This is a genomic window from Nocardia takedensis NBRC 100417, assembly GCF_000308695.1.
GTDB lineage: Bacteria > Actinomycetota > Actinomycetes > Mycobacteriales > Mycobacteriaceae > Nocardia > Nocardia takedensis.
Window position 1 is genome coordinate 16282 of record NZ_BAGG01000257.1, and the last position, 13263, is coordinate 29544.

Here is a 13263-nt window from a genome sequence, read left to right on the forward strand (position 1 = left end):
GCAAAACGGAATGAATGACGGGATGTTTCAGGTTACGCCGGTCGCGCACGTAGTTGGCGGCCGGGTCGAGCCGACGGACGATCACTGGGGCGGCACGGATGCGATCATTCGCGTTGACGATCCTCGGTTCACTATTGAATCGGTCCAAGGTTTGGAGGAGTTCAGCCACCTTGAGATCATCTTTCGATTTCACCTGACCGATCCCACGGACTTGCACTTCGGCGCACGTAGTGCTCGCGACAATCCCGAGTGGCCGGCAGTGGGCATTTTCGGCCACAGGAACATGAGACGAGTGAACTGGATCGGCGTTTCACGGTGTCGACTGACGCGGGTCGACGGCCTGGATCTACATGTGGCCGAACTCGATGCTGTCGATGGCACCCCCGTTCTGGACATCAAGCCGTGGTTCGCGGAGTTCGGCCCCCGTGGGCAGGTCCGGCAAGCATCGTGGTCCACTGAAATGCTGAAGGACTACTACTGACATCGGCTACCCTGCTCGACCTGCGTGACTCGCTGGATCGGTCCACTCGCCCGATCCGGCGAGGTAGCTGCGGTGCTCAATCGGACGGCCTACGCGCGTGCGACTCGATTTCGGATTCGGCAATCGGCCGGTTAGGTGTGCTGATTTGATGCGGAGTCGGATGAAGGGGTCTGCGCTGATTGCCGAGTTCGGCGAGACAAATCGGTTGCTGACTGAGATGTAGTGCCGTCCAAAGAAAGTTGGCAAGCTGTGGGAGCACAGGCACCGCGAGTAGGGCTGTGCCGGTGAGCCATGCGACGGCTTGGTGGGTGTCGGTGCGGTCGAGCGTCTTGTCGAACATCCAGTCGCGGATGACGGTGGTTGCCGCGGCGAGGTCTGTGTGTGGTGGTGTGAGGTGGCGGCGTTGCCGGTCGAGTTGGCTGGCGATGAGTTCGAGATCGGCTGTATCGAGGATGGTTTCGCGGCCTGTGTGCAATGCGGGCGCGAGGTGGTGCGTGTGCCAAGTGCGTAGTTCGTTGATTCGGTGGGTGAGTGTCGCGGTGTCGATTTCGCCGATGTGGTGGTCGATGGGGAGTTGGGCGAGGGCGTAGCGGAGTTCGTCGGAGGTGACGTTGGTGTTGTCGATGAGGTCGCTGATCCAGATGCCGTGCTGTTTGCTTGTGGAGCACTTGTGGCCCTCGAAGTGGACCATGTGGTTGATGACGGTGTGGTCGAAGGGTTTGAAGCTGGCGGGGGCGGCGAGGACGTGGGGCGCCACGAGTCCGGCGATCGAGTTGTCGGTGCCGAACAGGCCGACGACAGTGGTCTGTGAGTCCGGGGCGAAGGCGTTGCCGTCTGTGCGGTTGTGGAGTTGGCCGCAGTAGAGGGCGTAGGCGTAGTAGGTGTTGGACAGGACGGTGCCCGCGGTGAGGGCGTCGCTGGTGATGCCCCAGGTGCCGGGTTGCGTGAGCCGAGTTCTCGCGGTCGGCCGTCGAAGGTAGGTGCGGGGGGCGGTGAGGAACTGTTCGGGCAGGCCGGTGGCGCGGAGTCGGTCGAGGATAGCGGCGGGATCGTCGGGGTAGGCGAACCAACTCGGGTGGTCCTGCCAGCGAATCGGCTCGTCGGTGAGGCGGCTGTGGGCCTCGCGTAGTTCGTCGGGGTGGAAGTGGTCGCTACAGGCTGTGCAGGTGTTGCCCCCGGCCGGGGCGTCGCAGGTGGGGCAGCGTCCAGCGATCCAGACCCCGAGTAACGGCTGTCCGCTGTGTTCGCCGACGGGGATGCGTTCGACGCCGAGGCGGGCGACGCCGCGAGCGCGCAACGTGTCGAACATGCGCTCGTGTAGTTCGCGGTAGGCGGTGCGGTGCTCTGGCGCGAGGGGGTCTATCCACTGATCCAGCTCGACCCCGAGCGCGCGCAGGTCGTGCTCGATGCCGGCGTGGTAGTGAGCACAGGTTTGTTCCGGGGTGCGATCCGGTCCGGCCGCGGCGAGGACCCAGTTCTCGTGGGCGTCGGTGCCGGTGATGACGGCGGCGGTGTGCCCGTCGCGGCGTAGTGCGCGTGCGATGGCGTCGGCGCGCAGGTAAGGGCCTGCGCCGTGGCCGATGTGGAGCCGCCCGTTCGGCGTCGGGCACATCGGTATCAGCAGCCAATCGGCCACGGCACTCCCCCCAAGTGTTGCGTGTCAGCGCACGGTGACCGACTTGGCCAGCGAGCGCGGTTGGTCGATCTCTCGCCCCAGGTCGAGGGCGCAGTAGTAGGCCAGGAGCTGCCCCGCGACGAGCTGGATGACCAAGTCGGCGATCTCGTCGCCGTGGTAGGGCAGGGGCAGGTACTCGGCGAAATTGTCGAGGTCGTCTTCGGGCACGCCGGCGGGGCCGATCCCGATCACGGGGCCTTTGCGTGCGGCGATCTCGCTGACCGCCGCCAGCGTTGCCGCGTAGCGGTCGGGGTCGCCGGTATGGGACGGCAACAGGGCCACGGTGTAGAAGTTCTCATCGATCAGCGAGATCGTGCCGTGCTTGAAGAACCCCGAGGCCATGCCTTCCGCGTGGTGGTAATTGACTTCTTTGAACTTCAGAGCGCTCTCGCAGGCGGCCGGGTACAGGATGCCGCGTCCGAGGAAGAACCAGTCGCTGACCTGGCTGTACTTGGACGCCAGCGCTTGCACCGACGTCGAGGTTGTGGTGATGAACTCGGTGAGGGTGTCTGACAGACGCGCCAGCGACGCCTCGTTCGATGCGTACTGGTCCGCGGTGAGGGTGCCGTTGGCGCGGCCGGTCTCGAGGGCCAGGCGGGCCAGGAGCACGACCTGGCTGACGATGCTCTTGGTGGAGAGCACGCAGATTTCGGGGCCGGACCCCTGTTGCAGTCGGTGGGTGGCGAGGCGTTCCTGGGTGGAACTGGGCACGTTGCAGATACTGGTGAGGACCGCGCCCGCCTCGACCGCACTGCGGCAGATTTCGAGAGTGTCGAACGTCTCGCCCGATTGCGAGACCGCGATCAGCGGGTCGCCGGGACCGAGGACGGCCAGGTACTCGGCCTCATCCGAGGGCAGGGCGGTGGCGCGAATCCCGGCGAGGCTCTTGAGCAGGTATTGGCCCATCGAGGCGACGTAGAACGCGCTGCCCGCGCCGATAAGGGTCACAGGGCGGTCCGGGGGCAGCACCGAGGCGAACTGCTCGGCGGACAGGCTCAGGGCGGCGGTCACCGCCGTGGGGGTCTCGTGGATCTCTTTGATCATCCAATGGGGGTATTGGCCTTTGTCGGCGCGTTCCTGCCGACTGGTCAGCCGGGTGAATGCCCGTGTCACCGGTTCCACGGCCCCGTTGCCGGCTGTGTAGACCTGCGCGGCGTCGGCGTGAACCGAGACGATGTCGCCGTCCTCGAGGAACAGGACGTCGTCGCTGACGTTGTCGAGTGCCATCTGGTCGGAGGCCAGGACGCCGCGCCGGCCGTCGAAGGCGACAACGAGGGGGCTCTTGTGCTTGGCACCCCAGACGGTGTCGGGGTCGGTGACGCTGATCACCGCGAGCGCGTACTCGCCCGACAGGGCCGCCGTGGTGGCGGCGATTGCGTCGCGCATCGTCGCACCGTTTTCGAGGTGGCGCGCGATGAGGTGCGCGGCGACCTCGGAGTCGGTGTCGCTGGCGAAGCTCACGCCGTCGGCTTCCAGCTCGCGGCGCAGTTGCAGATGGTTCTCGATGACGCCGTTGTGCACGACTGCGACCGCCCGGTCGTAGGACAGGTGTGGATGGGCGTTGGCGGCGGTGACACCACCGTGGGTGGCCCACCGGGTGTGGCCCAGCGCCAGCGAGGCGTCCGGCAGGCCGCTCAACTGGCCTTCGCGGATCGCTTTGCCGATCGAGCCCGTGTCCTTGACCACGGCTAAGGTGGCGTCGGTGAGGCAAGCCAGGCCCCAGGAGTCATAGCCGCGATATTCCAGCATCGCCAGTTGGTCGGCGGTCTGCGCGGTCACGTTGTTCTCGGGTGAGGTGATCCCCACGATGCCACACATATCGGGTGTGTTCCTCCGTCGGTTTACAAGCTGGAATCGGTCTGCGGAGTCAGCCGCGACAATGCGGCCCACACTAACCCCGCGTAGGCGTGGGCGGAATCTGAGCCGCCGTGGACCGGGCGTGCCGGGTCCCGATAGAACTCACCCAACCGCGCCCAGACCTGCGCGCACCGGCTGATACCGTGCCGGTCCACCATCGAGTCGACCAGACGCAACAGCAGGTTTTCCCGTACCGGGTTCACAGCCGGTAGGGCGACCAGTGTCTGCAAAATCATGAACGCTTCCTCGAACGAGGCTGCCTCATGATGCTGACCGCTGTAGCCGAGTTCGAAATCGATGAGCACTATCTGCGACCGGTCGGTGACCACGGCGTTACCCGCCCACCGGTCTCCGATCACGATACCGTGGTCGTGGGCTCGGATCACGAGTTCGTAGTGCCGTAGTACCAGCCCGTTGACCAGGCCCGGGTCCGTGTCGGGATCGGCGAGGACGTCGTAGAGATTTCGGCCGGGCACCCAACCGTGATCAACGGCCTCCGCGCCGTCGACGGGGTAACAGATCGTTGTCGGTACGCCGATGCCGTCCAGGCGGATACTCAGCTCGTGCTGTTGGTGAGCCCCCCGGGCTAGCGCTTGCACACCGGGAGCCGCCGTGCGCAACAGGGCGTCGACGTAGCCCACATGCGGGTTGGGTCGGATGCCCCGGCGCACGACGCACCGCTGCCCGTTCTGGGAGTGCGTATGTGGTGAGGTGCACACACTGCCCAGGTCGAGGGCGGTGGCCGTGCTGATCGCGGCGACCTCCGAGAGCGCTTTGCCCAGGTGCGCCGATTCCAGGACCAGGGGCGGCTTGATCAGCAACCGCCGTCCCCGATCGGTCAGACGAACGAACACCCCTGCCTGCGCGGCGCGCGCCACCACCTGCGCGGCCCATGTCTCGGCCAACCGTGGCGACCGCAGCGCGACCGACCCGATCGATCCGGCCTGCCGAACCTCGAAATCGTCCGCCGGGAAGTGCTCGGTCAGCAGTCGGGCGAACTCGTCGACTCGATCGGACAGTTCGGTTCGGTGCGAGGTCAGATAGTCCAGGCCCGCCAGCGCTGCGGCGCACGAGATCGCGTGTCCGCCGCCGGTGAATTCGGCGTCGTTGTATTGCAGCACTGCTATCAGATCGCGGCGGGCCAGGACGGCGGCGAGCGGGTAGCCCGCGCCCAATGCTTTACCGAGACAGACGATGTCGGGTATCACGCCGGTCAGCTCGTGGCTGAACAGGTGCTCGCCCAGCCATCCGAACGCCTGCACCTCGTCGGTCACCAGCAGGGTCGAGGATCGGTCGCAGGCTGCGCGCAAACGCCGCATGTCGGCGCTGAGGTCTCCGACGGGCAGCCCTTGAGCCACCATGACCGGGTCCAGGACGACCGCGGCGAGGTCGCCTCGCGCCGCGACCAGCCGGGTCAACGCCGCGATGCTGGGCTCTTCGGCGGCCACCGCCAGCGTAGAGTCGCTCAACGCTCGACCTCGATGGGTGGTCGCCAGTCCGAGGGTCATGAACGTTTCCCCGTGCCATGCGTCGGGAAGACACCCGATCCTGCGACGCCGTGTGTGCTGTAGGGCCAGCTTGAGGGCGGTTTCCACGGCGTCGCTGCCGTTGGTCAGCTTCGCGGCCACCGCGTCGAACCCTGGGGGAGCCAAGCTCGCCAGCCGATCGCACAAGTCCAGGAAGGGCACACTCGCGAACCGCGAGGACGCGAATTCCATCGTCTCGACCTGTTCGGCGACGGCCGCACGTACCGACGAAAGACCATGTCCCAGAGCTAGATTCAGCGTCTGCGCGGAGAGGTCGATGAACTGTCGGCCGTCGGCACATGTGAACAGGCCGCCGCGCGCGGCCACGATCGGCGGGTAGCTCGGCCGAAGTGCGGTGACCACGCTCGAGTTCAACGGAAATCCTCCTCTTTCGCTAGCAGATCACGCCCGAACGCCTCGAGCGCGTGCACACTCATCTCGCCGTGCGCCGAGCCCGCCACGATGTCGCGCAAGGCTCGCTGGCTGTAGTGCTGGCGGGCCAGCAGGTCACTGTCACCGAACCGGGCCACCAACGCACAGATATCGAAGGCCACCTCGGTCGCCCACCGGGCCACCGCACGAACCCGCCGGTACGCCGCCTCATCCACCACGCCCCCGCCCGATGCCTGCCACCACAGGCCCGAGACCGCCTCGAGCCCGAGCGCGCGCGCCGCGTCCAAGTTCAATCGGGATCGAGCCAACTCGGTGACCAATCCATCGGGCATCGGCCGCCGACCCGAGTACCGGTGTCGGACGTGAGAGACGAACGCGCGCAACGCGCCGCGCCCCACCCCGAGGGCGAATCCGAGATGCTTGATCGCGGCTCGCCGGAAACCGAAGTACACCCCACCGCGTTCGGGGCCGTCGACCGGATACGGCCACACCCGCGACCACGGCACCACGAGATCGGTGACCCGGTAGTCGACGGTGCCCGTCGCGGCCAGCCCGGCCCCGTCCCAGCAGTCCACGACCTCGAACTCCCCCGCCCGCACCACCGCCGCGAGCTGGGGCGTCTCGGGCCACGGACAGTATTCCGGTGTCGCGCAGCGCCCGATCGCCAGAACCCAATCGGCATACTGCGCCCCGGTCCCGAACGGCCAACGCCCCTGCACGCGCAACCCCGATCGGGTCGGAACCAGTCTGTTGCCGAAGGCGCGCTCCTGGAACGCGATGAGCGGAAAGTCGCGACCAACGCCGAAGACCGCGCGCACCGCGCTGGGCGGCATCATCGACGCCGCCCGCGCTGTACTGCCCGCCAGCGCCCAGTACAGCCACCCCGTCGACCCGTCCACGGCGCTGACCGCCTCGATGATCTCGAGTTCGGTCACCGGATCGACTTGCAAGCCCCCGACCTCCGTCGGTGCCAGAGCCGCCAACAATCCCGAGTCGCGCAAAGCGGACATGGCCTCTGCGGTCGCCAGACGATCGGACTCACCGCGGTCGGCCACCGCCGCCAACACCACCTCGATTTCCGCCACCGCCGCCAGCAGACCCTCGCGAGCGCCGCTGCGTTCACCGCGAACAGTCGTCATGGACCAACCCCCGTCTCGCACATCGACCGCCCATCATGCGCCCAAAAGCGTTGACTGCCAATCTGTCAGCGGCGGATTGGCAGCTGACTATCGGGTAGGTCGACGCCCGCGCCGAGCTGAGGCGGCGGTGGGTGGGGCCGGCCGTTGAGTGCGTGCTGACAAGCAGGTGCTGAGGACGTACAGGTCGTGCGCCCTCGCGGTTTGTCGGGTCAGCAGGCGGCGGCGTGCAATGGCTCGTATGCGCCGCTGTCGCAAATGGCCCAATTGCAGCTTGGGCGGCCCACCTCGGGAGGGGCTATGGCTTGTAGGTGCCGTAGGCGCTGATGGTGTACTCGCACCCGCCGAATTCGGCGATCTCGAGGTCGAGCGAGATGGGTTCGGTGGAGTCGGGCGTGCGTGCGCGGATGGGGTTGCGTATGCCTCGGCCGTAGGCGACCTGCATGGTGGTGGACTCCCAGATGCGGGCGAAGTCGGGGTCGGTCATGAGCTTGCGGAACAGAGCGTGGGCTCGGGGCAGGGCGCGGTGTCGTCCGAGTACGGTGCGCAGGATGGTGACGGCGAGGCGGGCCTCGTCTTCCCAGTCGGCGACGAGCCGGCGGGCTTCGGCGCTGAACAGCCACAGAAAGTAGTTGCCGTCCGCGTCGGCGAGGCCGGGGACCGCCCGGTGGAATATCCGGTTGCCCAGGAGGACGGTTCGCAATGGGTCGAGGTAGACCAGAAGGGTGTCGCGGGCGTCGGCTTCATCGAGGTTGGCTTGGACGTTCAGGTCGATGAGGCAGCTGCGTATCGCGTCGGCCGGTGGGAGATGCTGGGAGGGCTCCGACAACTCGCGTATGTGGGTTTGTTCGTCGTCGCTGAGGTTGAAGACGCAGGCGAGGGCTTCCAAGACCTCGACGCTGGCTGCTCTGGTGCCGTAGGCGACCTGGTTGAGCAGTGAGGTGCTCTTGTCGATGCGGTGCGCGAGGGCCTCGCGGGACAGGCCGTGTTGGTTGCGCAGGTACTCCAGTGAGTCGCGAAGGATGGGAATCCCTCGGGGTACGCGGGTAACCGCCATGTCATCTGTCTCGTCTCGGCGTGGATAAGCGGTAGGTGGAAACGATGTGGGCGGGGGCTGGAATGGTCATCGGTGGCGTTCCTGTCCGGTGGTGCGGGATTGGTTCGGGTCGGCCGCGTTCCCTCCGCGCGGGGATGTCGGGCGTGGAGATGTCGGGCGTGGGGATGTCGGGGGGCTGGGTCGGTGGCCGTCGGAGCGCGGTGGCGGCGGTCCGCTGTGGGGGCCACGGTTGCCGACACAGAACCGCAGGGTGCTGGCGGGGACGAAGCCGAGGTTGACCTTCTCCGAGTAGGGCTCGCCGGTGGCGGGGTCGCGCAGGTGCACGGGCTGGCCGGGGTGCAGGCCGTAGACGAGGGTGAAGTCGTTGTCCCACAGGTCTCGGAACTTGGGTGAGGGCCACAACTCTCGCACCATCGCGAGGCCGTCGGGGGACTCGCGATGGCGCCCGAGGGCAGCGCGCACGGTGGCGACCAGTTGGCGGGCGAAGTTGTCACGGTCCAGGACGATGTACTCCGACGTCGAGGGCGTCGACGGGTCCGGGTGGAAGAACCACCGCAGGAAGTTGTCGCCGAATCGGTCGAGATCGGGCAGGGCGTCGGTGAAGCGCGTGTTGGCGAGGACCACGTTCCACAGCGGATCGATGTAGGCGCAGGCGGATTCGTGGTCGCCGTGCTGTGCGAGCCGGTCCAGGTAGGCGGGTGCGGTGGTCTGGACGCGAAGATCGGCGAGCGGGGGCAGGACGTAGGGTTCCGCGGCGAGGTCGCGGGTGTAGCGGGTCTCGCCGAAATCGAGGCCGTAGCCCCTGATCGCCGAGGTCACGACGTCCTCTCTGGGTGTGCCTATGTCGCCTTCGAGCCTCTTGAGCGTGGCCTCGCTGATGTGGAGTCGGCGGGCGGCGGATTTGCGTGCGAGGTCATGGCGTTCACGCAGTTTGCTGATCCAGGTCCCGAGGCTGGGTAGCTTCGTGGGCGGTTCCGGGGGCTGGGGAGTCGGTCGGTGGGGGCGGCGGCGTCGTGGTCGGGGTGCCGGGTCGGGCGGCAGCGCGGTCAATTGTCTTGCCCTCTTCCTCGCGGTCTTCCGATCGTTCAATCCCGCAGGTACGCTGGAGGGTTAGCGTGCTCGCGGGTCGATTCGTTTCTACCAGAGAAAGATCGGACCCGGCAAACTTTATTCTCTGTGAGCTAACAGACTATTAACCATTCGCCTCATGCCGTTCGCGCATGAGCGTTTGCCGTGCCGGTGCTACGGAAGTAGCCGCATCGGTGCTCGCGGCACGGTAGCGGCCGGCGAAGTTCGTCACCTCACACAACCGTGACCCTTTAAGCGCATTCGCGCTGGCCCGCGCAGTGCGCTGCGGGGTAATGGTTGTGTTAGCACGTTTCTGACCCCTCGAAGTGCTGGTGTCGCAGGGGGGCTCGGGGTTGTGATGGTGGGGCAATCGCAACAACTCAAGTGAGGAACAACGTGGACATCTACAGCATTCTGGCATTGCTCGACACGGGGGCCTCGCTGGTCTCCAATGTGCTCTCGGTCGTCTCGCAGGGACTGGGTCTGGTACTGACGTACCTGTGACCGATCACAGAATTCCTCGCGACTGAGGAATTCGGCGACGGGTTCCGGCCGAGGTCGGGCGGCCGGGGCCTTTCTGTCATTCTCGCGCGCCATTCCGCGCATTTCCCGATCCGATTTTCTTCTATTCCCCAGACAGGAGAGGTGTATTTCCCATGCCCGAAAACGGAAGAACAACCCGCGCCCGGTGGGCGCGGTGGGGAGGGGGTAGCCGCCTGCGGTGGATGCGGTATCGCACCGTGTTCGTCTTGAGGCTGCTGAGGGATGGCCGTCTGGTCGCTGCCGGTGTCGCGGCGGTGCTGCTGATGTCGGCAGGCCCGGAGGCCGGTGCCGCCGACCTCGATCCGATCGCCTCGCAGCCCGGACTCGAGGTCTTGTCCCCGCAGCCCGGGACCAGCACTCCCGCACCGCCGCCCCCGCCGTCTCCGGTGGTGGAGGTGCCGCCCGCGCCGGTGTATCCGGTGCAGCCGCCCGAGGTTCGCAATGGTCCGGCCCCGCGTCCGGCTCCCGCGCCGGGGCCTGCCCCGGTGGTGCAGGTGATCGAGTTGCACTCGCCGGAACCGGTGGCTCCGGTCGCGCCGATCGAGGCACCGCCGGACACGATCCGTATCGGGCAGTGGCAGACGCCGTCGCCGGAGTGGGTGCCCCCGGAGGTCCGTGACGGGATCAACGACACCGCCGCGAATGTCGAGGCTCAGGCCGCGACGTTCCTCGACAGCATCGGGTTGCCGGCGGGGCGTTCGGATCGGGTGGCGGGTGCGACGATCGCGGGCGGTGCCGGTGGTGGTGCGGTGGGTGCGGGGGTGGCGGGTGCGCCCGCCGCTGCGGCCGGTGCGGTCGCGGGCGGGTTGATCGGCGGCACCATCGGCGGGATCGCCGGGGCGGCGCTGGGGACCGTGGTGCCGGTTCCGGTGGTCGGGACGGTCACCTCCGGGGTTGCTGGTACCGCGTTGGGTGCGGCGGCCGGTGCGTTGGCCGGTGCGGTGGTGGCCGGTGTCCCGGTGGGTGCGGTGGGCGCGGTGGTCGCCGGCGCGGTGGGCGCGGCGCTCGGTGCGGGTGCGGGGGTGGGGCAGCCGTGAGCCGGTCTCGTGTCCTCGCCGCGGTCGCGTTGGCGGGCGCCATGAGCACAGTTCTCGTTCCGGGGGTGGGCTCGGCCGAGCCTGCCCCCGGGGGGTGCCCGGTGTTGTGGGTCCTGGGGGTGCAGGGCACCGGCCAGTCCTCACCGACCGCCTCGGCGACCGCCGATACCGGGATGCTGGGCCAGTTGCTCGGCCCGGTGAGCGCGGCGCTCCCGCATCTGGTGCGCCACACCTACATCCCCTACGCCGCGAGTTTCGGTGGCGCGTGGGGCACCAACTCGGGGCCGGACCCCTACGCGGAGTCGGTCGGCGACGGCCTGGCCGAACTGAACGCCACCGCCGACCGGATCGGCGTCGACTGCCCGAGCACCGCCCTGGCCGTGGTGGGCTATTCGCAGGGCGCGCACGTGGTCTCGCAGTTCGCACGCGCCGTCGGGGCCGGCGGGGGACCGGTGGCTCCCGATCAGGTCGCGGCCGTGGCCCTGTACTCCGACCCGACCCGCGCGGCGGGCTCGCCGGTGATCCCGGGTCGCCCTGGACAGTCGACGCCCGACCCGGCCCCGGGCACCTCGGGGGCGGCGGTCGCGTCGGTAGCGATCACCACCGCCGCGCCTGCCGGTGGCGGGATCGCCGCCGGCGAGGGGGTCGATTACGGGGCGCTGACGGGGCGGGTGGCCGACATCTGCGTCGACGGGGACCTCTCGTGCGCGGCACCGGACAACGCCGCACTGCTGCGGGTCGCCGCCGGGATCGCCGCCCAGGCCGACCTCCGCGACCCCGTGGCCGCGCTCGGCTCGATCCAAGCCCTGCTCGGCGGTGTCCTCGGCGACGCCTGGACGACCGTGGTCAACGACGATTTCGCCCTCGGGCCCGGTGTCGTCGACTACGCGCCTGCGGCGAGCCTGGCCTCGCGGCTCACCGACGCCGCCGATCCCGCGACCGTGCCGCCGAGTCCTGAGCAGGCTGCGGCCGCGACCTCGCGGTGGGGACAGATCACCGCGACCGTGGCCGCCGACCCGGTCGGGCAGTTGCCGAAACTCGCCGGCCAGCTTTCCGACGCGGTGGGTCGGTTGCTGGCCGAGAACACCGATATGACCAACCCCGCCGTCTGGCTGCGCTACGCGAACCTCGTTGCCGCGCACACCGGTTACGCCGCCGCCGGACAACTCGCCACCGGGGTCGCGTGGTTGACCGCGCTGGCCCACGACCTCGCAGGGAGCCAGTGATGCCCGAAACACTCATGTCCGAGACCGACGACTTCTTCCGCCCACCCACCCTGGGACCGGACGCGCGCCCCGGCTATCTGGTGCGGGTGCGGCCGGTGTTCTGCCCGCAACTCACAGCGGCGGCGGGGGCGTGGCAGTTCGTCTACGTCACCAGCAACGCCCGCGGCGAGGCCGTCCCCGCCTCGGGGATCGTGCTGATCCCCGAGACGATCCCCGAACCGGGACCGGCCGCGATCCTGCTGTACTGCCCGGAATTCCGTGGACTGGGCGGATTGTGCGCGCCGTCGCAGTTGTTGGCGGTCGGGGCCGAGCCCGACCCCGGCGGGATCGAGGCCGCGCTGCGACGTGGCTGGGTGGTCGCGATCCCGGACGGGGAGGGGCTCGGCATGTCCGGGTGCGGCCCGCACACCTTCCTCGCCGCCCGCGCGGGGGCACGGCACATGTTGGATCTGGCGCGGGCGGTGTATTGGGGTTCGGACCTCGACATCCCCGTCGCCCCGGTCGTGGCGTGGGGGTACGGCGACGGCGGGCGGGTGGTCGCCGCCGCCGGGGAACTGCACCCGTGGTACGCGCCCGAGATCGACCTGCGCGGGGTCGCGGCCGGGGCGGTGGTCTCCGACCTCGCCGCCCTGGCACCCTCGATCACCCGCAACGCGGGGTTGGGTCTCGCCGCGGTCGCCGGGTTGGCGGCGGCCTACGACCAGATCCCGTTGCGCCACGTACTCACCGAGGACGGCACCCGCGCCTTGGCCCAGGCCGCGACCCTGACCGGACCCGAACTCGCGCAACGATTCCCCGAACCGCTGGCCCGCTGGTGCCGGCGGGAGGACCCGTGGAACGAGCACTGGTGGCGACGAGTCCTCAGTCTGGAGACCCTGGCCCACACCGCGCCGCCGATGCCGCTGCACCTCTACCACGGAGCGATCGACGGCCTCGTGCCTCCGCATTCGGGGCGGCGCACGCTGATCGCCTACCGCCAGCGGGGGACCGAAGTGAGTTGGCGGGAGTACGACGCCGGACACGCCGACACCGCCGTGGCCGCCACCACGGACGTTCTCGCCCGGCTGGCCGAGAACCTCACCCGCACACCACCGGCCACGACCGCGCCGACCCCGCCCAGGGTCCACGGGTCGGCCGGTCTCTGAACCCCCGTCCGGGGGAATCCTGCCCGCATCCCGGCAAACCTCGTCCCGGACAACGGGATGCGGGCAGACCTCGGGGGACATCCGATGACCCGGCTTGCGTGCCGAGTCACCGGTACCGG

Annotated in this window: 10 protein-coding genes; 4 read left to right on the forward strand and 6 right to left on the reverse strand. The window is 68.6% G+C overall.

Translation table 11 applies throughout. The features are described 5' to 3' along the window. Window positions 1–10: 10 nt before the first annotated feature. Window positions 11–481 (forward strand): SAM-dependent methyltransferase, encoded by a 471-nt coding sequence (locus ON30_RS31630; RefSeq protein ID WP_040713556.1) that lies wholly within the window; start codon window positions 11–13, stop codon window positions 479–481. A gap of 76 nt (window positions 482–557) precedes the next feature. On the opposite strand, the gene ON30_RS31635 is transcribed toward ON30_RS31630, so the two are convergent. From ON30_RS31635 to ON30_RS31660, 6 genes are all read right to left on the reverse strand, one after another. Beyond that, window positions 558–2117, reverse strand: coding sequence for a class I tRNA ligase family protein (locus ON30_RS31635; protein WP_051030259.1), 1560 nt, complete (start codon window positions 2115–2117; stop codon window positions 558–560). Between the two features lie 24 nt (window positions 2118–2141). Beyond that, window positions 2142–3974 carry a glutamine--fructose-6-phosphate transaminase (isomerizing) gene (glmS, locus tag ON30_RS36720; protein WP_051030260.1) on the reverse strand — a complete coding sequence of 611 codons (1833 nt, stop codon included), beginning with the start codon at window positions 3972–3974 and terminating at the stop codon, window positions 2142–2144. Between the two features lie 23 nt (window positions 3975–3997). Further along, window positions 3998–5914, reverse strand: a complete 1917-nt coding sequence (locus ON30_RS31645) for an aminotransferase class III-fold pyridoxal phosphate-dependent enzyme (protein ID WP_083911843.1) — start codon at window positions 5912–5914, stop codon at window positions 3998–4000. Beyond that, complete coding sequence (locus tag ON30_RS31650) at window positions 5911–7071, reverse strand: acyl-CoA dehydrogenase family protein (RefSeq protein WP_040713559.1); 1161 nt, start codon at window positions 7069–7071, stop codon at window positions 5911–5913. The genes ON30_RS31645 and ON30_RS31650 overlap by 4 nt, the downstream gene beginning before the upstream one ends. A 295-nt stretch (window positions 7072–7366) precedes the next feature. Next, window positions 7367–8125 (reverse strand): MmyB family transcriptional regulator, encoded by a 759-nt coding sequence (locus ON30_RS31655; protein WP_040713560.1) that lies wholly within the window; start codon window positions 8123–8125, stop codon window positions 7367–7369. A gap of 66 nt (window positions 8126–8191) precedes the next feature. Continuing rightward, on the reverse strand, window positions 8192–9214 hold the full coding sequence (locus ON30_RS31660; protein ID WP_083911844.1) for an MmyB family transcriptional regulator: 1023 nt from the start codon (window positions 9212–9214) through the stop codon (window positions 8192–8194). A 728-nt stretch (window positions 9215–9942) separates the two neighbouring features. On the opposite strand from ON30_RS31660, the gene ON30_RS31665 reads away from it, so the two are divergent. The 3 genes from ON30_RS31665 to ON30_RS31675 all read left to right on the forward strand — a co-directional run bounded on the left by ON30_RS31665 (window position 9943) and on the right by ON30_RS31675 (window position 13144). Continuing rightward, the gene (locus ON30_RS31665; RefSeq protein WP_157184009.1) at window positions 9943–10773 is read left to right on the forward strand and encodes a hypothetical protein; all 831 of its coding nucleotides are present in this window, start codon (window positions 9943–9945) and stop codon (window positions 10771–10773) included. Window positions 10774–10874: 101 nt separating this feature from the next. Continuing rightward, entirely contained in the window at window positions 10875–11999 is a 1125-nt protein-coding gene (locus tag ON30_RS31670; protein ID WP_245554311.1) for a cutinase family protein, read from the forward strand. Then, complete coding sequence (locus ON30_RS31675) at window positions 11999–13144, forward strand: lipase family protein (protein ID WP_051030262.1); 1146 nt, start codon at window positions 11999–12001, stop codon at window positions 13142–13144. Before ON30_RS31670 ends, ON30_RS31675 begins: the two co-directional genes overlap by 1 nt. Window positions 13145–13263: the final 119 nt, after the last annotated feature.